At 64.3% G+C, this 21,124-nt stretch carries 17 protein-coding genes and 1 pseudogene; 10 read left to right on the plus strand and 8 right to left on the minus strand.

Features of this window, described 5'->3' with window-relative positions; all coding sequences use genetic code 11:
- A pseudogene (locus EOD15_RS08170) lies at positions 1-190 on the plus strand (homoserine dehydrogenase); the annotation flags it as partial.
- Positions 191-257: 67 nt separating this feature from the next.
- On the plus strand, positions 258-512 hold the full coding sequence (locus EOD15_RS08175; protein ID WP_127321718.1) for a type II toxin-antitoxin system VapB family antitoxin: 255 nt from the start codon (positions 258-260) through the stop codon (positions 510-512).
- A 371-nt stretch (positions 513-883) separates the two neighbouring features.
- On the opposite strand, the gene proC is transcribed toward EOD15_RS08175, so the two are convergent.
- The 3 genes from proC to EOD15_RS08190 all read right to left on the minus strand — a co-directional run bounded on the left by proC (position 884) and on the right by EOD15_RS08190 (position 4,091).
- A complete protein-coding gene (gene proC, locus EOD15_RS08180) occupies positions 884-1,699 on the minus strand; it encodes a pyrroline-5-carboxylate reductase (RefSeq protein ID WP_127321719.1) in 816 nt (271 codons plus the stop codon).
- A gap of 96 nt (positions 1,700-1,795) precedes the next feature.
- On the minus strand, positions 1,796-3,124 hold the full coding sequence (locus tag EOD15_RS08185; RefSeq protein WP_127321720.1) for an O-antigen ligase: 1,329 nt from the start codon (positions 3,122-3,124) through the stop codon (positions 1,796-1,798).
- Positions 3,093-4,091, minus strand: a complete 999-nt coding sequence (locus EOD15_RS08190; RefSeq protein WP_127408412.1) for a glycosyltransferase — start codon at positions 4,089-4,091, stop codon at positions 3,093-3,095. The genes EOD15_RS08185 and EOD15_RS08190 overlap by 32 nt, the downstream gene beginning before the upstream one ends.
- A 172-nt stretch (positions 4,092-4,263) precedes the next feature.
- Between EOD15_RS08190 and EOD15_RS08195 the strand changes: the two genes are divergently transcribed.
- The 3 genes from EOD15_RS08195 to EOD15_RS08205 are packed head-to-tail and all read left to right on the plus strand — an operon-like array spanning position 4,264 to position 7,147.
- On the plus strand, positions 4,264-5,436 hold the full coding sequence (locus tag EOD15_RS08195; RefSeq protein WP_127321722.1) for a glycosyltransferase family 4 protein: 1,173 nt from the start codon (positions 4,264-4,266) through the stop codon (positions 5,434-5,436).
- Positions 5,433-6,227 (plus strand): WecB/TagA/CpsF family glycosyltransferase, encoded by a 795-nt coding sequence (locus EOD15_RS08200; protein WP_127408413.1) that lies wholly within the window; start codon positions 5,433-5,435, stop codon positions 6,225-6,227. The genes EOD15_RS08195 and EOD15_RS08200 overlap by 4 nt, the downstream gene beginning before the upstream one ends.
- Positions 6,224-7,147 (plus strand): DUF6492 family protein, encoded by a 924-nt coding sequence (locus tag EOD15_RS08205; protein ID WP_127321932.1) that lies wholly within the window; start codon positions 6,224-6,226, stop codon positions 7,145-7,147. Before EOD15_RS08200 ends, EOD15_RS08205 begins: the two co-directional genes overlap by 4 nt.
- Here the strand turns inward: EOD15_RS08205 and EOD15_RS08210 are convergent.
- A complete protein-coding gene (locus tag EOD15_RS08210) occupies positions 7,144-8,439 on the minus strand; it encodes a lipopolysaccharide biosynthesis protein (RefSeq protein WP_127321933.1) in 1,296 nt (431 codons plus the stop codon). The genes EOD15_RS08205 and EOD15_RS08210 overlap by 4 nt on opposite strands.
- Positions 8,440-8,637: 198 nt before the next feature.
- Here EOD15_RS08210 and EOD15_RS08215 point away from each other — a divergent pair, with 198 nt between their 5' ends.
- From EOD15_RS08215 to EOD15_RS08230, 4 genes are all read left to right on the plus strand, one after another.
- Positions 8,638-11,178 (plus strand): Wzz/FepE/Etk N-terminal domain-containing protein, encoded by a 2,541-nt coding sequence (locus EOD15_RS08215; RefSeq protein WP_127321934.1) that lies wholly within the window; start codon positions 8,638-8,640, stop codon positions 11,176-11,178.
- Positions 11,179-11,358: 180 nt separating this feature from the next.
- The gene (gene folD, locus EOD15_RS08220; protein WP_127269251.1) at positions 11,359-12,258 is read left to right on the plus strand and encodes a bifunctional methylenetetrahydrofolate dehydrogenase/methenyltetrahydrofolate cyclohydrolase FolD; all 900 of its coding nucleotides are present in this window, start codon (positions 11,359-11,361) and stop codon (positions 12,256-12,258) included.
- Between the two features lie 20 nt (positions 12,259-12,278).
- On the plus strand, positions 12,279-13,277 hold the full coding sequence (locus tag EOD15_RS08225; RefSeq protein ID WP_164748958.1) for a GlxA family transcriptional regulator: 999 nt from the start codon (positions 12,279-12,281) through the stop codon (positions 13,275-13,277).
- A gap of 325 nt (positions 13,278-13,602) precedes the next feature.
- A complete protein-coding gene (locus EOD15_RS08230) occupies positions 13,603-15,267 on the plus strand; it encodes a VWA domain-containing protein (protein ID WP_127320687.1) in 1,665 nt (554 codons plus the stop codon).
- Positions 15,268-15,335: 68 nt separating this feature from the next.
- Here the strand turns inward: EOD15_RS08230 and edd are convergent, their stop codons facing one another.
- The 3 genes from edd to zwf form a co-directional block, all read right to left on the minus strand.
- Entirely contained in the window at positions 15,336-17,159 is a 1,824-nt protein-coding gene (gene edd / locus EOD15_RS08235; RefSeq protein ID WP_127320686.1) for a phosphogluconate dehydratase, read from the minus strand.
- 73 nt (positions 17,160-17,232) lie between these two features.
- The gene (gene pgl / locus EOD15_RS08240; protein WP_127320685.1) at positions 17,233-17,949 is read right to left on the minus strand and encodes a 6-phosphogluconolactonase; all 717 of its coding nucleotides are present in this window, start codon (positions 17,947-17,949) and stop codon (positions 17,233-17,235) included.
- Positions 17,931-19,400: a glucose-6-phosphate dehydrogenase gene (gene zwf / locus EOD15_RS08245; protein ID WP_127320684.1), complete on the minus strand. Its 1,470-nt coding sequence runs from the start codon at positions 19,398-19,400 to the stop codon at positions 17,931-17,933. Before zwf ends, pgl begins: the two co-directional genes overlap by 19 nt.
- 314 nt (positions 19,401-19,714) lie before the next feature.
- Here zwf and EOD15_RS08250 point away from each other — a divergent pair, with 314 nt between their 5' ends.
- Positions 19,715-20,461: an SDR family oxidoreductase gene (locus EOD15_RS08250; RefSeq protein WP_127320683.1), complete on the plus strand. Its 747-nt coding sequence runs from the start codon at positions 19,715-19,717 to the stop codon at positions 20,459-20,461.
- A 12-nt stretch (positions 20,462-20,473) separates the two neighbouring features.
- On the opposite strand, the gene EOD15_RS08255 is transcribed toward EOD15_RS08250, so the two are convergent.
- The coding region (locus tag EOD15_RS08255; RefSeq protein ID WP_148129507.1) for an SH3 domain-containing protein at positions 20,474-21,124 on the minus strand (651 nt) is incomplete at its 5' end.

The raw sequence follows: 21,124 nt of genomic DNA on the forward strand, positions 1-21,124 counted from the left end.
CTCCTGGACGATGACCGTCGGCGAAGCCCGTTCCCAGCGCGCCGTGCCGGTCGGCCTGCTCGAGGGCGGCAAGGTGCTGAAACCGGTCAGGAAGAGTGAGTTGCTGACGGCGGATAATGCGTCGCCCGACCAGACGACGAGGCTGTTCGCCTTGCGCCAGCTTCAGGACGAGATGCTCTACGGGGCCTGAAAGGACCACGCTGGCGCTGCTACGACAAATGATAGATTGTGGGGCAACTGTCGCCAAGGTCGGTCACATGAACCTTCGAATCAGGAATCCGCTTGCCCGCGAACTGGCTCGCCAGCTTGCCGCCAAGCGCAAGGTTTCCATGACCAGAGCGGTTATCGAAGCGCTTGAAAGTGAACTGAAGCGGGAAAACGCCCGTATGCCTCTGGCGGAACGGCTGGCTGCAATCGCCGATGATTTGAGGTCCAAAGCGGGCAAGGCTGGCCGGGTCGTGAGCAAGAATGAGATCGATGCCATGTGGGGTGGCGGCCAGAATGACGCCTGACAGGTGCACAGGGGTTGTCACGTTGGAAGGCCTGCTGGCAGCTCGGATTTCGTCGTTCGTTTCGATGGATGATCGTAGACATTCGGGATTGACCGGAGCCTTCCCAACTTCGTCATCCACGGGCGGAGTAGGAGCGAAGCGACGTCGCGGAGACCCGAGGATCCATGCCGTGATCTTGGTCGAGGAATGCAGCGGAGCAGAATTCTGCACCGCAGCAGCGCTTTGAAGTCGCGGCATGGATCCTAGGGTCTGCGCCGCGTCGCTGCGCTCCTTGCTTCGCCCCAGGATGACGAAGCGATATGCATTTCCGCCAAGCCATCAACGCAAGCACGTCCGACCCATCAAAACTTCGGCAGCGGAGGAGTTGACGTTTATTTCCCCAGTTCGACAGACCTGAGCCGCGCTGCCTCCACCGCCTGCGTCAGCAGATTGGTCAGCCGGTGCTCGCCCATCAGCACGGCCAGCGCCGCGGCCGTCGTGCCGTTGGGGCTGGTGACCTGCTGGCGCAGCACGCCCGGTTCCTCGCCGCTTTCGGCGGCGAGCGAGGCGGCGCCATAGACTGTCTGCATGGCGAGCAGCTTGGCGGTCGCCGTTGGCAGCCCGGCCTTCTCGGCGGCCACGGTCAGCGCTTCGATGAAATGGAAGATGTAGGCCGGCCCAGATCCGGAGACGGCGGTCACCGCATCCATCAGGCCCTCGTCGTCGATCGTGGTCACTTCGCCGCTCGCCGACAAAAGGTCGGCGACGAAACGCTTGGTGTCTTCGGAAACCAGCCTGTTGGAGAACACCACCATCATGCCCTTGCCGATTGCTGCCGGCGTGTTGGGCATGCAGCGCACGATCGGCGCGCGGTTGCCCAGGATCTCCTCGAAGGTGGCGGCAGGCGTGCCGGCGGCGATGCTGACGAAGGTGGTGCGGCCATCGCCGAAACGCTTGTAGGCGGAGGTGACATCGCGGATCACCTGCGGCTTCACCGCGATGACGACGAGATCGGGCACGGCATCGGCCGGGATGCTGCCGGCATCGGCTGATGTCGCGCAGCCCAGCGTGGCCGCGCGATTGCGCAGATCGGCATTGGGCTCGACCACGAAAACCGCTGATGGCGCAAGCTTACCGGATTTCAGCCAGCCTGAGAGCATGGCGTAACCCATATTGCCGCAGCCGGCGAGAACAAGCCTGATCGTCATCGAAAGCCCTCCGAGGAAGGCCTTCACATAGACGCTGGCGCTTCCCTGGGGAAGCCCTGTCAGGAGGAACGGAAAGATCGCGAGCCGCGATCGGGATCACGCACCGCGATCGGGATCGCGCACTGCCATCGGCCGCAGCGAGACTTGCCTAAGGCCAAATACGCCGAGCACGAAGAACAGCCAGACCGGGTCGCCGCGATGGAAGAAGAAGCTTTCGAGGAAGGCGTTCAGCGCCGTGAACAGCACCACCATCATGAAGAAGTCGCCGAGAAAAATGTTTTCCCTGCGCAACGGAATGCGCATGTAGTCGCGCAGCGGCGCGATGAGGAAGGTGTAGACCGCCACGCAGAGTGCCGGAATGCCCATCAGCACGGCGATGTCGAGGTAGCCGTCATGGCCGTGCACGATGGTCCGGATGTCCCACGGCCGGTCGAAGGGCTGGTCCTGGTTGAGCAGCAAGGGCGTGCCCCAGAAGCTCTCATATCCGTAACCGGTCCATGGCTTCTTCGCCAGCATGCTGCCGGCGAACTCCCACAGCGTCGTGCGGCCCGTATAGGTCATGTCCGGGAAATAGATCGCCGCGAGATGTTTTACCGGCGGCAGGAATACGATGCCCAGCGTGCCGACCGCTGTCGCGACGATCGCCAGCGCAAACAGGATCGGCGTGCCGAGCCGCATGCCTATCAGGCTCGGGAACATCACGATCAGAATCGAGAACGGCACCAGGCCGGCTGTCGTCTTGGAGCCGGTGTGCAGCATGAAGATCATCGCTGCGAAGAAGATCCCGGCGCCCCAATAGCGCTGTCCGCGCCGGTAGAGATAGAGGCCTGCGAAGCTGAGGCAGGCCATGATCGGCCCGGCGATGTTTTTGTGGGTGAACACGCCGCGCCACAGGCCGGCATGCTCGGGCTCCTGCGAGTCGGCGGTGTGCATCGCCTCGTGCGGAAAAACGATGAGGCCGAGATAGGAAAGGCCCATGACCACGACGGCGGTGAAGATGATCACCTTCGAGAAGGCTTCGGCGTCGCGCGGCAGCACCAGGATCGTCGCCATTGTCAGGATGCCGATCAGCGTGAAGGAGGCGGCGCGCATGGCCGAAGGCGGATCGGTCGACAGGATCACCGAGAGGAAAAAGAAACCCAGCATCAGCATCCAGGACGGGCTGAGCAGCGAGCGTACCACACGCGGATCGGCAAAGGCCATCAGCGAGAAGATCGACATGGCGCCGAGCGAACCGAAGCCAAGCTGGTTGACGATGTCGCCGCCTTGACCGGTGAGTTCTGCGCCGCCCGGCTGGAACGGCCGGAAGGACACCATGATGACGGTGAACAGCAGCGCGGCAATGGCGGTGGCCACGCCTTCGCGCGTGAACGCGGCGCTGAGCGGCGCGCGCTCAGTTTTTCTCAGGCTGGCGATATTGCTCATTGGCATATCCGAATTCGGCCAGCACGCGGCCCAGCGCCACATGGACAGGGTAGATGGCGATATCAGGCGATCCGGTCCGCGCCAGCCGGATCAGGCCGCGAAACGGCGAGGCGGCAAGCAGCGCCAGGCTCTTCAGCAACACTTTGGCGCCGGCCAGCGGTGTGCCGGCGCGCTTCTTTTTTTCGACCAGTGTCGAGATCACGCCATTGCGCAGGCTGCGGGCACGGATCCAGTCGGCTTCGATACGCCGGGCCGGGACGGTTTCATGCACCTTGGCCTCGGCGCACCAGCCCAGCACAAAGCCCTTTTGCGCCGACCGGCTGAGAAAGTCGGAATCGCCGCCGCCCATGAAGTTGAATCTGAGATCGAGAAAGGGCGGACCCATGGCGATCAGCACGTTGCGCCCGACCAGAAGATTGCCGGACGAATAGAGCGCCGGCACCCGCCCGGTTGCCCGATAAGGCGGCGCGAACACCGGATGCTCGGCCCATCGCGCATGGGCGGGGTCGGCAAACACGGGCACCTGCGGGCCGCCGACAATATCGGCACTGAGCGTTTCGGCAGCCCGGCACATCCGTTCCAGCCACTGCGGATCGGCGATCTCGTCATCGTCGATGACCAGCAGATGCCTGAAGTTCGGGAATTGCAGGATGGCCGTCTGCCAGCCGGCATTGTAGGCGCTGCAATTGCCGCGCTCATGCGCGATGATGACCAGGCCCGACATTTCGCCCCGCTCGAACAGCGGCAGCGCTGCCTTGGCGCCGGCCCGCGCCTCGGCTTCGTTCTCCATGACGATCACGGCAAAGCGCCTGCCGGTTTGCTGCGCGCGCAGCGACGCCAGCGTTTGCAGTACCTGCTCGGGACGCTTGAAGGTCGGCAAGGTGACGACGGCTTCGACGGCCTCGACGTCAAGCCGCGGCGTGCGTCCCGCGACCGATACCGAACCGTCCGATGGCAAAGGGATCATCCGTGTCCAGCCACATGGTGAGTTGGGCTCTGGTAGCACCACGGTTGATAAGGTTTCGTTAATCACCTTGCACGGAGTAGCCCGCCAGCCAGGGACTTTCGGCCGTCGAATGTGCTCGCTTAATCAAGGGTTCACCGCGCTTTGCTACCGGCTACACCACTGGATAGGTGAGATGCATCTGCTGTTCGCCACATCGATCGTGCCCGACGGTGCTCTCGCCTCGGGCTACGAGATCGCAAACGCTGCGATCATCGCCGCCCTGCGGCGCGCTGGCGTGCGCGTAACCGTCATTGGTTTCATTTGGCCGGGGAAACCCGCGGCCGACCCCGAAAACACCGTGGTGCTGGGTGCCATCGACGTGCGCACGGACAATGCCTCCGCGCGGCAGAAGCTGGCCTGGGTCGGCAAGGCGCTGCTTTCGGGCCTCACCTTCGCATCGGTCAAGCTGCGCGCCGTGTCCGACAGCGATGTTCTCGCTGCCATCGAGCAAGCTGGACCGGTTGACGGCTACGTGCTGAATTCCGTGCAGTTCGCCGGCGCCTTCGAAAAGCTGTTCACCGAGCGGCCTTCGATCTTCGTTGCCCACAATGTCGAGCATCTTTCGGCGCGGGAGAACGCCGCTGCCGCCGGCAGCCTCTTCCAGCGCCTGCTGTTCCGCCGCGAGGCAAGGCTGCTCAAGGCCGTCGAAGAGCGTCTCTGCCGCCGGGCGCGCTTCGTCTTCACCCTGGCCGAGGAAGACCGCGCCGCACTAGGTGTCGCCTCCGACAACCGCTCGGCGGTGCTGCCGCTGGTGACCGGTGCCCTGGCGCCAACCCTGAAAGGCCCGCGCCGCATCGACTGCGACGCCGCCCTGATCGGCACCTGGACCTGGCAGCCGAACCGCATCGGCCTCGACTGGTTCCTGGGCAAGGTCGTGCCGCATCTGCGGCCCGATTTCCGCATCCGCATCGCCGGCCACATGCCTTCGGGCGTCGCGTCCAAGCATCCCGGTGTTGAATTTGTCGGCCGCGTGCCCGACGCGCAGGCTTTCGTGCGCAGTGCAGCCGTCATCCCGTTGATCAGCACCGCGGGCACCGGCGTCCAGTTGAAGACCATCGAAACCTTCGAACTCGGCCTGCCTTCGGTCGCCACCAGCCGTTCGCTGCGCGGCATCGACCACCGTCCGGCCAACTGCGTCGTCACCGACGATCCCGTCGCCTTCGCCAGGGCTCTCGAGGCTGCGGCCGCCGACATCCGCGACGTCGACGGCAGCGCGTTCCGGGGCTCGCAGGTCAAGGCGCTTGACGCTGCCATCCGGCTCGGCCTCGAAAAGCTTGAGCCTGCCAGGCAGGAGGCGTTTGCATGAACATGCATTCCGCCCGCGCCGCGTTCGGGCTCGACAAGCTGATGACGATCCTTGGCATCCCGGTGGTTGCGGTCCGCTGGAACGATGCCATCGCCCTGCTGAACCGGTTGATTGCCGAGCGGCGCTTCACCAAGGTCAGTTTCCTCAACGCCCACAACGCCAACATCGCCTATACCGACCCGGTGTTCGCCGGGGCACTCGATGATTTCCTCATCCTGCCCGACGGCATCGGTATCGATCTGGCGGCGAGGCTCCTCTACGGGGCGCCGTTTCCCGACAATCTCAACGGCACCGATTTCGTCCCGGCCTTCCTGCAGGCCTCGACGACGCCGCTGACCGTTGGGCTGCTCGGCGCGACGCGTGTCAATGCCGAAGCGGCTTCGGTCAAGCTGGCCGCCTTGGCGGTGCAGCACAAATTCGTGGTGATCCATGACGGCTATTTCCCTGCTTCGCAGGAGCAGGAAATCGTCGACCGGATCGCCGCGCTTCGGCCCGACGTGCTGCTCGTCGCCATGGGCGTGCCGCGCCAGGAATTGTGGATCGAACGCCACATCGACGCGCGCCACTGCACGCTGCCGATCGCCGTCGGCGCGTTGCTTGATTTCCTGAGCGGCGCGGTGCCCCGCGCGCCCTTGTGGATGCGCCGGCTGCGGCTCGAATGGCTGTTCCGGTTGGCTGTCGAACCGAGCCGCCTGTGGCGCCGTTATGTGGTCGGCAACCCACTGTTCCTGCTGCGCGTCGTCAGGCAGAAATTCTCGCTTGCGCCCGAAGCCGCGGAGGATGTCAAGTGAACAGCAGGTTCGTGCCAGGCACCGCTGTCGAGCCAGGCCCGCTGCGGCAGACACCGACGGCGGCCATCGTGACGGCAAGCTACGCGCCCGACTTCGAGCGCTGCCGCCTGCTGTGCGAGACACTTGATCGCCACGTTTCGGGCGCGGCGCACCATTACATCCTGGTCGAACATCGCGACGTCAGGCTGTTTCGCCAATTGGAAACCGGCCGCCGCACGGTCGTCGACGAGCGTGAATTGCTGCCGCGCTGGCTGCACGCATTTGACGATCCGCTCAGCCTGTTTCGCCGGCGCGTCTGGCTCAGCCTGAAGACCCAGCCGCTGCGTGGCTGGCACGTGCAGCAATTGCGTCGCATCGCCATCTCGGCGCATGCATCTCAAGATGTGCTCATCTTCTGCGATTCCGATGTTGCCTTCCTCAAACCTTTCGACTGCGCCGCCTTCTGGCGCGACGGCAAGGCGCGGCTGTTCCGCCGCGACGGCGTGCTGGCGGACGAAGGTCATGAGGAGCATCGCATCTGGTCGCGCAACGCGGGGTCGGCACTCGGCATCGAGCCGTCCCGGACATCGGTCCACGACTACATCTCGACGCTGATGGCCTGGCGGCGCGACACCGTGCTGGCCATGTGCGGCGAGATCGAGAAGGTCCATGGTCGCAACTGGGTCGAGGTCGTCGGCTCGGCGCGCAAATTCTCCGAATGCATGATCTACGGCCGCTATGTCGACGATTTGCTACAGGGTGCCGGCCACTTCCACGGTTCGGAGGAGTTCTGCCGGGTGCACTGGACCGGCGAGGCGCTGTCGGACGACGAGTTCCGCCGCTTCGTTGCCGCCATGGCGCCGGAGCAGGTGGCGATCGGCATGCAATCCTTCATCGGCACCGATATCGGCCGCATCCGCCGTTTGATCGGGCTGGATTAGATGGGCTTTGCCGGTTTACGCATCGCCGAATAGGTGAGCAGCGTCGAGGCGAGATACAAAAGCAGGAACACGACATTGAGCGACAGCACCAGGTTCGGCGTGTCGAGGATGGTCGTCAGCACATAGGTCAAAAGCAGCGCCTTCAGTGCGGCGAGCAGGCCGAGATTGAGCGCCCGCACCAGCGTCTGGCCGCGTGCGAACAAAAGCTCGGCCTGGTATTCGACCAGATTGCGCAGTCCCGGCACGCAGATCGCCAGCACCACCAGCGGGGCAGCCTCGGCAACATTCTTGCCGAGCGCATTTGGGAAAAAGTGCAGCACGATCCCGAGCGTCAGCAGCGCTGCCGTGGAGACCGCGAACACACCGCCTTCGATGCCGCTCTTGACCGCCAGCCGTGACAGCAGTTCCGGCGCGCGCATCATGCGCTGCACCAGCATCATCGAGAAGGTGCGGATCGGAATGGCGGTCAGGTCGACCAGCCGCATGATGATGGCGTAGATGCCAGCCAGATGCGGGCCGCCGATCGCCAGCACCAGCAGCTTGTCGAACTCCATCTGCAGGTAGAACAGCACTTCGGCGCCGGCCACATAGATGGAATCGGCCAATCGCCTGAGATAGAGCTCGATGCGCAGCCGCAACCGCTGGCGGGGGTAGAAGAAGCCGAAGGCAATCAGCAGCGAGGCGGCATTGGCGCCGATATAGAACCACGACCATATCCAGACACTGTGTTGTGCTGAGAACATGAACAGCACCGCGGCGAGCGCCCGCAGTGCCGTCGCTAGGATAGCCAGCAGCGCGGCGCGACCGAATTTGCCCAGGCCATTGTTGACGATCAGCGCCACCTCGACCGGCCGCCACAGCAGCGCTTCGGCAAAGACGATCGCAGCAAACACCGACAGCGGCACGGTGTCGGCGAAGAAAAGCAGGTAGACGCCGAACGAGGCCGCGGCCAGCAGCGGCAGCGACAGCACGCCGAGCAGCAGGAAGCCGGCGGAAAAGGTGCCGATCAGATTGGGGCGGATGGTGGCGGTGCGGTAGAGCGCAGAGATGAACCCGAAGGCGAGGATGCGCGACAGCATGACACCGGCCGCCGAAGCGGTGGCGAACATGCCGAATTCGGAGATGGACAGCGTGTTGGCCAGCGCGATGAAATAGGCCAGCGAAAACACCAGTCGCCCGCCGGCGCCGCTGATCGCCGAGAAATAGTCGCGAAGCAGCCCCCGTCGTTCGGCCAAAAAGCTGCCGATCCGGGCGAGGGGCCGCCTTTGCGGTATGTCACTGGCCTGCGTCATTTCTCAAGGAGAGCCTAGGCGGGAAAACTTAACGTGCCGTTCTGGAGGCTGAGCCTGTGTCGAAAATAGATGCAACCGAAGCGAGAAACCGACGCTTCGGTGCGGGAAAATTAACCTTTTGTTTTCCATGCCTGTTTAGCGTGGCTTAACGAATGGCCAAGCGCCGTTTGCAGGTCGCCAAAGGTAAAGTTCCAGACGATGGTCGACAGGGAAAACCGCGAGGACTGGAAGCGCGAGCGCTCATTGCTGGCGCTTGGCCAGGCTGTGCGCGGCGACGAACCCGACGCGTCCCTGGTCTCGATAGGCGACCGGGCAGACCCGTCATGGCGCGAGGATGCCGCCACCCGTCATCGCCTCGCCCGTTCGCAGCGCGAGGCGCGCAACCCGAAACTGTCGGATCCGGCCGCGACCGACGGGGATCATGAGCAAGCTTACCGCGCGCAAACCACGCCACGGACACAGTCTGGTGCCGCCGAAACCGCTGGCGCCCGTCGCGACTATCGTGCATCGGAACCTTACGCTGCAGGCGACGCGTCGTTACCCCGAAACGACGGCACGGACAGTCAGCAGTGGAAGCCGCTGATCGATCCGATGCAGGTCGTGCGTGGTGTCGGCAAGTCGAAGCTGCTGATCGTGACGACGACACTACTGGGCGCTGCGCTCGGCGTCACCATCGCGCTGTCGACGCCGAAGAAATATGAAGCCACCACCGAACTGATCGTCGACCCGCGCGACCTGAAGCTAACCGATCGTGACCTCACCCAGTCGGTCGTCGCTTCCGATGCCACGCTGGCCATCGTCGAGAACCAGGTTCGGGTGCTGACCTCAGGCACCGTTCTCAACAAGGTCGTCGACAAGCTCAATCTGGTCAACGATCCGGAATTCAATGGGCAAGGCGGCGGCGACCTCAGCGTCATGTCGCTCATCCGCTCCGTCCTGTCGCGCAATGACGGGCCGGGGGGTGTCGACGACACCCGCCGCCGTGCACTTGCTGTCGGCAATCTGGCCGAGAGCCTTTCGGTCGAGCGCGGCGGCAAGACCTTCGTCATCACCGTCAGCGCCACCACGCAGAATGGCGAGAAATCGGCCCTCATCGCCAACACGATGACGGATGTCTTCCTGCAGACCTTCGGCCAGATACAGTCGGACACCGCAGGCCGCGCCACCGACGAACTGACGGCCAGACTTGACGAGTTGCGCAAAGGGGTCGAGGCGGCCGAGCGCAAGGTCGAGGATTTCAGGGCTACCCATGATCTCGTCGATGCGCAGGGCCACCTCATCAGCGACGACGAAATGCTGAAACTCAACGAGCAGCTGTCGGTTGCCCGCGCCCGCACGCTGGAGCTGAATGCCCGGGCGGCCTCGGCGCGTTCGGTCGACGTCAATTCGGTTCTCACCGGTACCTTGCCGGAGGAGATCAACTCCAACTCGATGAGCGATCTGCGTTCGCAATATGCATCGCTCAAGCAGGAGGCTGACCGCGCCGCCATTCGGTTCGGCCCGCGTCATCCCGAACTCCAGGCGCTCAATGCCCAGATTGCCGGCGCACGCGACCGCATCGCCTCGGAGCTGCGCCGCATCGGCTCGTCGCTGCAGGTCGACCTCAAGCGCGCGGTCCAGCTCGAACAGGATCTTGCCTCTCGCCTGGCGCAGCTGAAGGTCCGCAGCGGTGACGTCAACAGCGACCTTGTGTCGATGCGCGAACTGGAGCGCGAGGCGACCGCCAAGCGTTCCGTCTACGAACAGTATCTGCTGCGCGCCAAGGAGACCGGCGAGCAGAAGGACATCAACACAGCCAACATCAATGTGATCTCGAAGGCCTTCGCGCCGCTCGAGCCGAACGGGCCGTCGCGGGTCGTGGTCGCGCTCGCCGGCCTGTTGCTGGGTTTCGCCTCCGGCATTGGCCTCGGAGCCATGCGTGGCGCCTATGAGAGCCTGCGTGACACTGCCAATTCGCGCTCGCGTCGCGACCATGGCACGGACGAACACCGGACGCCTTACGAAGACAAGGCATATCGGTCAGCGCCGCCGCCGGCGCCGCCACAACCACCAGCGCCGCAGCCATCGACACCCCCGCCTGCATCACCACCGCCTGACGCGCCATCGCCTGTCCAGCAAGCCGAGGTCTCGCCGGCCGAAGGTTCCGGCCGGATCGGTGCCTTGCTGTCGAGGCTGCACAAGTCCGTCTCACGCAGGCCGTCCTGGGAGGAGCCGTTCGATACCGTTGAATGGGCCTCTGCCGAAAACGCGAAGCCGATGCAGGATCCGCAATACTCCGCTTACCCCCAATCGGCGCCGGCCTTCGAGCCTCGGCAGGCGGCCGCGGCAGCATACCCGTCGCGGCCTTTCCAGCCCGGCGGCCATCCGCAGCAGACGGCGCAGCCGCCACTGCCGCCTCCCATGGTGCAGCAGCGGCCATATTCCGGGCCGCAGCTCTATCCCTACGCGCAGCCATTGGGCTACGCACAGCCGCCGGCCTATCCCTATCCGCAATCGATGCCGGCCGCCAATGCCGGGCTGCAGCCCGATCCGGCTCAGCCTGCTTCCGAGTCCTATCCACAGCCGTCCCTCCCGCAGCAGCAGGCGCCTCAGCCTCATCAGCGATCGGCGGAGCCGTCGCGGGCCGCGGAGGATGCCGAGCAGCAAGCGCCAATCGAGGAAATCCGCGCCAGCCTGCGCGAATTCCGCGAAGCGGTTCGCGAACTGACCGAGAGCCGCGTGCGGCGTCGCTACTTCTGAGCCACAAAAATCTGCGCTGTGCCGTACAAAAACATGCCGGTTTCGCGTAAACGGCATGGGACGGCGCTTTGGCGGGATTGCATGTTGGAATTTTCGTGAAAATGCCACGCTGTGAAAGATCGAAGAGCGCGTCGCTTCCGCAAGCGACGCGCTTGGGCATTCTAATGTTGAGGGTAGTCCATGGCCGAAGTGATTGATGGCAAGAGCGTTGCCGGCGACGTTGTGGGGTCGGTCAAGACCCTGACGGCTGAGCTTGTCGCCAAGGGCCAGGCCAAGCCAGGTCTTGCCGTGGTTATCGTCGGCGAGGATCCGGCCAGCCAGGTCTATGTCGCGTCCAAGTCGCGCACCGCCAAGGAATGCGGCTTTCATTCCGTCCAGCACACGCTGCCGGCCGAAACCTCGGAACCGGCGTTGCTGAAGATCATCGGCGATCTCAACGCCGATCCGGCCATCAACGGCATCCTCGTGCAGCTTCCGCTGCCGGCCCATATCGACGCCGGCAAGATCATCCAGACCATCGCGCCGGAAAAGGATGTCGACGGCTTCCATTTCATCAATGTCGGCAAGCTCGGCACCGGTGAACTCGAGACAGCCTTCGTGCCTTGCACGCCGGCCGGCTCTATGCTTCTGATCGAGCGGGTGCGCGGCAAGGACCTGTCCGGCCTCAACGCCGTCGTCGTCGGCCGCTCCAACATCGTCGGCAAGCCGATGGCCAACCTGCTGCTTGCCGCCAACTGCACCGTCACCATCGCCCACAGCCGCACCAGGGATCTGCCCGCCTTGGCCCGCACCGCCGATATCCTTGTCGCGGCCGTCGGCAGGCCGGAGATGATCAGGGGTGATTGGGTGAAGCCCGGCGCCACCGTCATCGATGTCGGCATCAACCGCATTCCGGCGCCGGAAAAGGGCGAGGGCAAGTCCCGCCTCGTCGGCGATGTCGCCTATGCCGAAGCGGCTAAGGCCGCCGGCGCCATCACGCCGGTTCCCGGCGGTGTCGGGCCGATGACCATTGCCATGCTGATGGCCAATACGTTAGCCTCGGCCTACCTAGCGGCCGGATTGAAACGGCCGTCCTTCTGACCCGCCAGAAAGCCGCAGCTTTGCCGAACCCCAGTGTTCCCTCAGAACGGCCGGTCATCACGGACCCCGTTCAAGGCGGGCGGCAGTTCGCATTCCTGCTGGTAGACAAGTTCTCCATGTTCTCGCTGGCTGCCGCGATCGATACGTTCCGGTCGGCGAACCGGTTGCTTGGCCGCGACTTCTACGGCTGGACGACGGTGTCGGCCGATGGCGATCCGGTGATGGCTTCCAATGGCCTGCCGCTCAAGATCGACTACGCCGTTGCCGACCTGCCGCCGGTCGATATCCTTTTCGTCTCGGTCGGGCTGACGACGGAATTTCCCGGCAAGAGCAAGGTGCTGGCGGCACTGCGCAGCTGGGGCCGGCGCGGCAATGCGCTGGGTGCCCTGTCGGTCGGCTCCTACCTGCTGGCCGAGGCCGGCCAGCTCGAAGGCTATCGCTGCACCATCCATTGGGAAAACCGCGCCGGCTTCGTCGAACGCTTCCCCGACATCAACTGCACCGGCAACGTCTTCGAGATCGATCGCAAGCGCTACACCTGCGCCGGCGGCACCACTTCGATCGACCTGATGTTGGAAATTGTGCGCGGCGATTTCGGCTCGAACCTCGCCAATGGCGTCGCCAACCAGTTCCAGCACGAACGCATCCGCTCGGCCGGCGACCGCCAGCGCGTCGGCCCGGAACGCGACCTGACCGGCAAGTCGGAGAAGCTCAGACGCATCGTCGAACTGATGGCCGACCATCTCGACGAGCCGCTGTCGGCAGTGCAGCTGGCCAAATCCGCCGGCCTTTCGGTGCGCCAGGTCGAGCGCCTGTTCCTGCGCCATCTCAGCGTCACGCCTGGCCGTTATTACATGCGGCTGCGGCTGGAGCGGGCGCGCGAACTGCTGCGCCAGACCAACATGCCGATCCTCGATGTGGCGATAGCGACCGGCTTCACCTCGCATTCCTACTTCGCCCAGAGCTACCGGCTGCAATTCGGCAGGCCGCCCTCGGAAGAACGCCGCACGACCTACTGAGCGGGTTTTCGTTTCATTGAAGAGTTCGGCATTCGGCCCCCGGCGCATCGGGCCAGGGCAGCGAATTCGGGTTGCAGGTTCTTTCGGAGCCTTCGCCGCCGCGTTGGCGGACGGGTGCCTCAAACGAAAAACCCGCCTGAGCGGCGGGTCACCGGCGCAAATCAGCACCATGGGCAAAAATGTACCATAGCTGAGTGCACCCAGTCAAGAAAAAATTCCTATCGTGGAAAGCTATCGGCCCTACGCACAAGGCGCCCGGACTTGTGTCCCGGCGCCGCGTCAAATAGCTTGCCGCCCGGATCAGGGGCGGATTTAGGAGATTTCGATGGCGGGACTTGCACGGGGCGTCGCTGCGGCGATCCTCCTTTTGTCGATGACGACGTTCGGCTTCGCCGCAAACAAGGTCATCGTCATTCTCGATGCGTCCGGCTCGATGTGGGCGCTGATCGACGGCAAACCCAAGCTCGAAATCGCCCGAGAATCGCTTCGAACCGTGCTTCAATCGGTTCCGGCCGACGCCGAGATCGGCTTCATGGCCTACGGCCATCGTGAAAAGGGCAGTTGCGACGACATCCAGCTGATCGTACCGCCGCAGGCAGGTTCGGGCAGCGCCATTTCGGCCGCCGCCGACAGCCTGAAATTCCTCGGCAAGACGCCGCTGACGGCGGCGGTCAAACAGGCGGCCGAGGCGCTGAAATACACCGAGGACAAGGCGACGGTCGTGCTCATCACCGACGGGCTCGAAACATGCGGCGGCGACCCCTGCGCGCTTGGCAAGGAGCTCGAGGCTTCCGGCGTCGACTTCACGGCCGATGTCGTCGGCTTCGGCCTCACCGCCGACGAGGGCAAGCAGATCGCCTGCCTCGCCGACAACACCGGCGGCAAGTACATCCAGGCCTCCGACGAGAAGGCGTTGCAGGAGGCGCTTGCCGAGACAGTGGCGGCGCCGGCGCCTGCTCCTGAACCGGCTCCGGCATCTGCGCCAGCGCCCGCGCCGGAGCCGGCCAAACCGGAATTCAATTTCCTGCCGATAGCGGTGCTTGCCGAGGGCGGCGATCCCGTCACTGACGGCAACGCCTGGGAAATCTACAAGGCCAAACCCGACGGTACGCGCGGCGACTACGTCAGCACCGAATACGGCGCCTACAAGGCCAATCTGGAACCGGGCGACTATATCGTCGTGGCCAGTGACGGCCAGGCGAAAACCGAGCAGAAGGTCAAGATCGAGGCCGGCCAGGTCTACAAGCCGCTTTTCAACTTGAATGCCGGCACGCTCATCATCCACCCGCGACCGAGCGCCGGGGCGGATGTCGTCGATGGCGCGGCTGTCGTCATCGACTATCCTGGTGCTGACATGCCCGCCACCTTCTATGGGACGACGAAAGCCGTGTTGCCGGCCGGCGACCAGAAGGTGACTGTCACGATCGGGCAGGGCGTGGCTACCGAGACGATTCCGCTGGCTGCCGGCAAGACCGTGGAAAAGGACATGGTTGCCGGTGTTGGCCATGTCGTTGCCAATGCTTACTATGCTGCGGGCGGCGACAAGGCGGACGGTTCAGGCGTCGGCTTCAAGGTGCTCAAGGCAAAAAAGAAGATCGATGGAACCAGGGACGAGGTGACCTATGCCTACGGACCCGACAGCAAATTCGATCTGCCGCCCGATGACTATGTGTTGATTGCGACGGTTGATCTCGCCGTCGTCGAGCAGCCGTTCACTGTCAAGGTGGGCGAATTTCAGGATCTGAAGGTCGCAATGAATGCCGGCGTGCTGGCGATCACCGCGCCCGGAGCCTCGAAGATCGAGATTTTCGAGGCCAAGAAGGACATCAACGGCAACCGCAAGTCGCTTGGCTATGCATTCGACCAGAAGTACCAGGCAGCGATCCCGGCGGGCGACTATGCCGTCGTCTCGGAGAAATCCGACAACAGTTCGAAAGAAGGCAACGTGACGGTCAAGGCCGGCGAGCGGGCCGAGCTAACCGTGCAATAGAAACGCAGGCACGACCGTAAGAGGGCGGCCATGTGCCGCCCTTTTTCATGAACTACGCAGAACTGCCGTCAAGCCGTGCCGAAGGCGGTGGCGCCATGATCGGCGCGGCCGACCAGTTGCCGAAAGCCGGCAAACAGCTCGCGGCCGAAACCGAACTCGTTGCCGATGAGATCGGCGTCCGCCGTCCGGCGCAGCGCGAAGTCGCCGGCCGGCACCAGCACTTCGAGTGTGCCGGCGTCGGCGTCGAGCCGGATGATGTCGCCTTCGTGGATCCTGGCGATAGGGCCCTCCTCGACCGCTTCCGGCGTGACGTGGATCGCCGCCGGCACCTTGCCGGAGGCGCCCGACATGCGCCCGTCGGTGACAAGCGCCACGCGCTGGCCGCGATCCTGCAGGATGCCGAGCACCGTGGTCAGCTTGTGCAGCTCCGGCATGCCATTGGCCTTCGGCCCCTGGAAGCGGATGACGGCGATGAAATCACCGGTCAGCGTGCCTGCCTTGAACGCATCGTTCAGCCCTTGCTGGCTGTCGAAGACCCTGGCCGGCGCCTCGATGATACGCCGCTCCGGCTTCACCGCGGAAGTCTTGATGACGGCGTGGCCGAGATTGCCTGACAGCACCTTCAGGCCGCCGGTCGCCTGGAATGCCTTGTTGAACGGCGCCAGCACTTTTTCGTCGCCGCTTGCCTTCGGCGAGGCTTCGCGCACCACGCTGCCATCGACGCCGAGCTTTGCCTCGACCGCATAGGGCCGCAGGCCTTCGCCCCACACCGTCTGCACATCCTCATGCAGGATGCCTTCGTCGAGCAGTTCGCGGATCAGGAAGCCGAGCCCGCCGGCGGCGTGGAAATGGTTCACGTCGGCGAGGCCGTTCGGATAGACCCGCGCCAGCAGTGGCACCGCTTCCGACAGGTCGGAAATATCCTGCCAGGTGATGGCTATGCCGGCCGCCGCCGCCATGGCGATCAGGTGGATGGTGTGATTGGTCGAGCCGCCGGTGGCGTGCAGGCCGACGACGCCGTTGACGATCGAGCGCTCGTCGATCATCCGGCCGACAGGCGTATAGGCGTTGCCGAGCGCGGTGATCGCCAGCGCCCGCTTCGTCGCCTCGCGGGTCAGCGCCTCGCGCAGCGGGGTGCCGGGATTGACGAAGGAAGCGCCCGGCGTGTGCAGGCCCATGATCTCCATCAGCATCTGGTTGGAATTCGCCGTGCCGTAGAAGGTGCAGGTGCCCGGCCCATGATAGGATTTGGACTCGGCTTCCAGCAGTTCGGCGCGCCCGGCCTTGCCCTCGGCGTAGAGCTGGCGGACCTTGGCCTTCTCGTCATTGGGCAGCCCGGTCGTCATCGGTCCGGCCGGGATGAACACCGCCGGCAGATGGCCGAAGGTGAGGGCGGCTATCACCAGCCCCGGCACGATCTTGTCGCAGACGCCGAGATAGACGGCGGCGTCGAACATGTTGTGCGACAGGCCGATCGCGGCGGCCATGGCGATCACGTCGCGCGAAAACAGCGACAGCTCCATGCCGGGCTGGCCCTGGGTGACGCCGTCGCACATCGCCGGCACGCCGCCGGCCACCTGGGCAATGCCGCCGGCTTCGCGCGCCGCGTCCTTGATCAGCGCGGGGAAGGTCTCGAACGGCTGATGCGCCGACAGCATGTCGTTGTAGGAGGTGATGATGCCGAGGTTCGGCACCTTGTCGGCGCCAAGCGCGAGCTTTTCCGAGGGGCTGCACACCGCAAAGCCGTGGGCGAGATTGCCGCACGACAGCACAGCCCGGTTGGCGGTGCGGTTCGATGCCTCGGCGATGCGGCCGAGATAACGCTCGCGGCCTGGCTTTGAGCGCTGGCGGATACGTTCAGTGATGGCTTCGATGTCGCGTCTGGCGGTCATGGCGGTCGGTCCTTTCAGGCGAGGTCCCGGAAACATCCTCCCGCCGTTTGCCGGGACCAGAGTAAATCGAGATTCAGGGGGCCCAGAAAACCTCTACGGGCTTATGCGCTGCGTCGAGCACGGCACGGATTGGCTTTCGCGGCCCGGGCGCCACCGCGCCGTCGAAGGCGATACGCTTGTCCTCACCCTCTATGTGCAGCGCGATGAAGCCGGCTTCGACGATGCGCGCCAGCGACAGGGTCAGCCGCGGCTCGCCCGCACTTGCCGCATGAACGGGCAGCACGATCCTGTCGCAAGACGGGTCGAGCAGCGTTGCCAGATCGTCGGCATCGGGAAAGAACGAGGCGGTGTGGCCGTCCGGCCCCATGCCGAGCACGACGACATCGAGCGGCCATGGCAAGGAGCGGAGCGCTGCATCATCGGACGAGGCCGCATCCTCGATGCTGGTGGCTTCGTGATAGAGCGGCACGAAACGAGCCGCCTTGGCCGCGTTCTGCAACAGATTGGCGGTCACCAGCCCGGCATTGGATCGTGGCGAGGAGGCCGGCACGAAACGCTCGTCGACCAGCGTCACGATCACCTTGTCCCAGGCGATGGGTATCGCTGAAAGGGCGGCGAAGAATTTTGCCGGCGTGGTGCCGCCGGAGACGGCGAGCAAGCCCGTGCCGCGCTCGGCGATCGCCTTGGTCAGTCTGCCTGCAGCATGACCGGCAAGGGCGGCCGCCAGTTCCTGGCGCCCGGCGAAGCCGTTCCAGTCATAGGCGGCGCTGTTCAATTGCTCTCGTGCCATGTCCGCCCGTCACGCTCGATCAGTGCTATCGAGGCCGATGGCCCCCAGGTGCCCGCCGTGTAGCCCTGCGCCTCCTGCCTGGCACTTTCCCAGGCATTCTGGATCGGGTCGATCCATTTCCACGCCGCCTCGACTTCGTCACGGCGCATGAACAGGGTCTGGTTGCCACGGATGACGTCCATGATCAGCCGCTCATAGGCGTCCGGTGCGCGGCCGTCGAAGGACTGCGCGAAACTCATGTCGAGCGATATCTGGCGCAGCCGCATGCCGCCCGGACCCGGATCCTTGATCATGATGAACTGCTTGACGCCTTCATCCGGCTGCAGCCGGATGACAAGCTGGTTGGCAAAGATCGGTCCGGCGCTGTCGCCGAAGATCGAATGCGGGATCGGCTTGAATTCGATGACGATTTCCGAAACCCGCGTCGCCAGCCGTTTGCCGGTGCGGAGATAGAACGGAACGCCCGACCAGCGCCAATTGCCGATCTCGGCCTTGATGGCGACGAAGGTTTCGGTGTTGCTGTCCTTGCCGAGTTCCTCGACATAGCCTTTCACCGGTCCGCCGGCCGAAGCCCCGGCGCGATACTGCCCGCGCACGGTGTGCTTTGGCGCCTCGTTGCCGTTGATGCGCTTCAGTGCCCGCAGCACCTTCAGCTTTTCGTCGCGCACGGCGTCGGCATCCATCGACGATGGCGCTTCCATGGCGACGAGGCACAAGAGCTGCAGCATATGGTTCTGCACCATGTCGCGCAGCGCGCCGGCCTTGTCGTAATAGGTGACGCGGTCTTCCAGGCCGACGGTCTCGGCCACGGTGATCTGCACATGGTCGATGTGGGCTGAATTCCACAACGGCTCGTAGAGCGCGTTGGCGAAGCGCAGCGCCATCAGGTTCTGCACCGTCTCCTTGCCGAGATAATGGTCGATGCGGAAGATCTGGCTTTCGTGGAAGTCGTCGCCGACCAGGTCGTTGAGCTTGCGTGCCGAATCGAGGTCGCGGCCGATCGGCTTTTCCAGCACGATGCGCGAATTCGGCGTGATCAGATTGTGCTCTTTCAGCTTGTGCGAGATGTCGCCGAACAGCGCCGGCGCCACCGCCAGGTAGAAGGCTCGAATGCGGTCGCTGTCGCCGATCGCTTTCTTGAGCTTGTCGAAGCCGGCGCCGCTCGTCGCATCGGCCGAGACGTAGGACAGCCGCGCCAGGAAAGTCTTCAGTTCCTTGGCGTCGATGTCGGCCGGTTTGACGTGCTCGGAGATCGCCTGTTTGGCGAAGGCCTGGAATTCTTCGTCGCTCATTTTCGAGCGCGACGTGCCGATGATGCGTGTCGGCTCCGAAAACTGATGGTCGCGCTGGCGATAATAGAGCGACGGCAGAAGCTTGCGCTCCGACAGATCGCCGGTGCCGCCGAAAATGATGAAGTCGAAAGGCTCGACGGGGATGATCTGGCTGGTCATGGTCTGTCCGCTTTGACGCCGGTCGCTGTGACGCGGCTGATATAATCTAATCGATTTAAATTTTCCAGTGCCATGGTGTCACATCTGGGTGTATGCGCCTGCCCCTTGACAGTCCGATGACCCGGAGGCTTGTCGAAGGCGCGGCTCCGGAAGCCTTCGCAGTTGCAGCATAGAGCGGGATCGATGCGAAAGCCAAAGGAGAAATCGGCGATGGCCCCACATCTTTCGGCCAATCCAGTCAGAAGCCGTGGCTTTGCGCGGATGAGCGCCAATGACGTGCCCGTTGATCGTCACCAATCATGAGCGGAAAAAACATGCGTCTGGATAACAAGGTTGCGATCATCACCGGTGCTGCGTCGGGTTTTGGCGAGGGCATCGCCAGGCGCTTTGCGCAGGAGGGCGCCAGGGTCGTTGTCGCCGATCTCAACGCCAGGGGCGCGGAGCGCGTCGCCGGCGAGATCGGAGAAGCGGCGATCTGGACCCAGACCGACGTCTCGCTGCGCTCCGAATTCGACGAGATGGTCTATGCCGCCAAAAGCGCCTTCGGCCGCATCGACATCATGGTCAACAATGCCGGCTATACCCATCGCAACGGCGACATGCTCAATGTCGACGAGGACACCTTCGACCTGATAACCGCCGTCAACATGAAGGCGATCTATCACGCGGCCCTCGCCGTGGTGCCGATCATGGAGCGGCAGGGCGGCGGCGTCATCCTGACCACGGCCTCCACCGCGGGTCTGCGGCCGCGCCCCGGCCTCACCTGGTACAACGCGTCGAAAGGCTGGGCGATCACCGCCACCAAATCGATGGCGGTGGAACTGGCGCCGAAGAACATCCGCGTCAACTGCCTCTGCCCGGTTGCAGGCGAAACCGGCATGCTGGAGAAATTCATGGGCGTCGACACGCCCGAGATCCGCGAGAAGTTCCGCGCATCGATCCCGCTCGGCCGGCTTTCGACGCCGCTCGACATCGCCAACGCCGCACTCTGGCTGGCCTCGGACGAAGCCGCCTTCATCACCGGCGTGGCGCTGGAGGTCGATGGCGGCCGCTGCATCTGAAAGTGCCAGGCGTCACGCGCCGGTCTTGATGTAACTCTTGTAGATCCAGCCGGTCTTGCCGTTGTAGGTGATCTGGCACCATTGCTTGCAGCTCTTCACCTGCACCGAGGTTTTGGCTGGCACCGTACCGATGGCGGCGGCATTTTTCTTCGGGCCGCTTCGCATGGTCACGGCCCTCAGGATGCGCCCTGTTCCGGCGGCTGCGGCTTTCCTTGGCTTCGCCTTGGCCTGGCTGTCATCGCCTTCCGCCGCTGGCACTTGCGGCTGCACCGCGGGGATGGCGGCGGTTTGTGCGCCGTCGGGGTGGTTGCCCGCGGCTGCGCTGGGCGCGGCTACCTTGGCAAGTTCGGTGGCGGCATCGGTAGCGGCTGCCGGCTGTGCGAATGCCGCCGCTTGCTTGTCCGCTGCCTTGGGAGCGGTCGAATCGGACGTGGTTGCGTCCTTCGGCTGGGAACCGGTCCAGCGCGGGTCATTAGCGGCAAGTGCGGGGAGGTTGGTTTGCGCGGCCGCCACGGTAGTTGGAATTGCGTCGGACTTGCGCGCCTGCGGCACGGCTGCCGCGGCGACCGCGGCCCCAACCGGGGTTATTTTCGTCGTCTTCACCGGAACCGTTGGAATTGTCTGCTCGGGGCTCGCTGCCGCTTGCCTGTCGCTGGCCGGCAA

The organism is Mesorhizobium sp. M7A.T.Ca.US.000.02.2.1, assembly GCF_003996995.1.
Taxonomy (GTDB): domain Bacteria; phylum Pseudomonadota; class Alphaproteobacteria; order Rhizobiales; family Rhizobiaceae; genus Mesorhizobium.

Bases quoted from the DNA above. Each gene is read 5' to 3' on its own strand.
- EOD15_RS08175 (WP_127321718.1), top strand. From the start codon at position 258: ATGAACCTTCGAATCAGGAATCCGCTTGCCCGCGAACTGGCTCGCCAG.
- proC (WP_127321719.1), bottom strand. From the start codon at position 1,699: ATGACGATCAGGCTTGTTCTCGCCGGCTGCGGCAATATGGGTTACGCC.
- EOD15_RS08185 (WP_127321720.1), bottom strand. From the start codon at position 3,124: ATGAGCAATATCGCCAGCCTGAGAAAAACTGAGCGCGCGCCGCTCAGC.
- EOD15_RS08190 (WP_127408412.1), bottom strand. From the start codon at position 4,091: ATGATCCCTTTGCCATCGGACGGTTCGGTATCGGTCGCGGGACGCACG.
- EOD15_RS08195 (WP_127321722.1), top strand. From the start codon at position 4,264: ATGCATCTGCTGTTCGCCACATCGATCGTGCCCGACGGTGCTCTCGCC.
- EOD15_RS08200 (WP_127408413.1), top strand. From the start codon at position 5,433: ATGAACATGCATTCCGCCCGCGCCGCGTTCGGGCTCGACAAGCTGATG.
- EOD15_RS08210 (WP_127321933.1), bottom strand. From the start codon at position 8,439: ATGACGCAGGCCAGTGACATACCGCAAAGGCGGCCCCTCGCCCGGATC.
- EOD15_RS08215 (WP_127321934.1), top strand. From the start codon at position 8,638: ATGGTCGACAGGGAAAACCGCGAGGACTGGAAGCGCGAGCGCTCATTG.
- folD (WP_127269251.1), top strand. From the start codon at position 11,359: ATGGCCGAAGTGATTGATGGCAAGAGCGTTGCCGGCGACGTTGTGGGG.
- EOD15_RS08230 (WP_127320687.1), top strand. From the start codon at position 13,603: ATGGCGGGACTTGCACGGGGCGTCGCTGCGGCGATCCTCCTTTTGTCG.
- edd (WP_127320686.1), bottom strand. From the start codon at position 17,159: ATGACCGCCAGACGCGACATCGAAGCCATCACTGAACGTATCCGCCAG.
- pgl (WP_127320685.1), bottom strand. From the start codon at position 17,949: ATGGCACGAGAGCAATTGAACAGCGCCGCCTATGACTGGAACGGCTTC.
- zwf (WP_127320684.1), bottom strand. From the start codon at position 19,400: ATGACCAGCCAGATCATCCCCGTCGAGCCTTTCGACTTCATCATTTTC.
- EOD15_RS08250 (WP_127320683.1), top strand. From the start codon at position 19,715: ATGCGTCTGGATAACAAGGTTGCGATCATCACCGGTGCTGCGTCGGGT.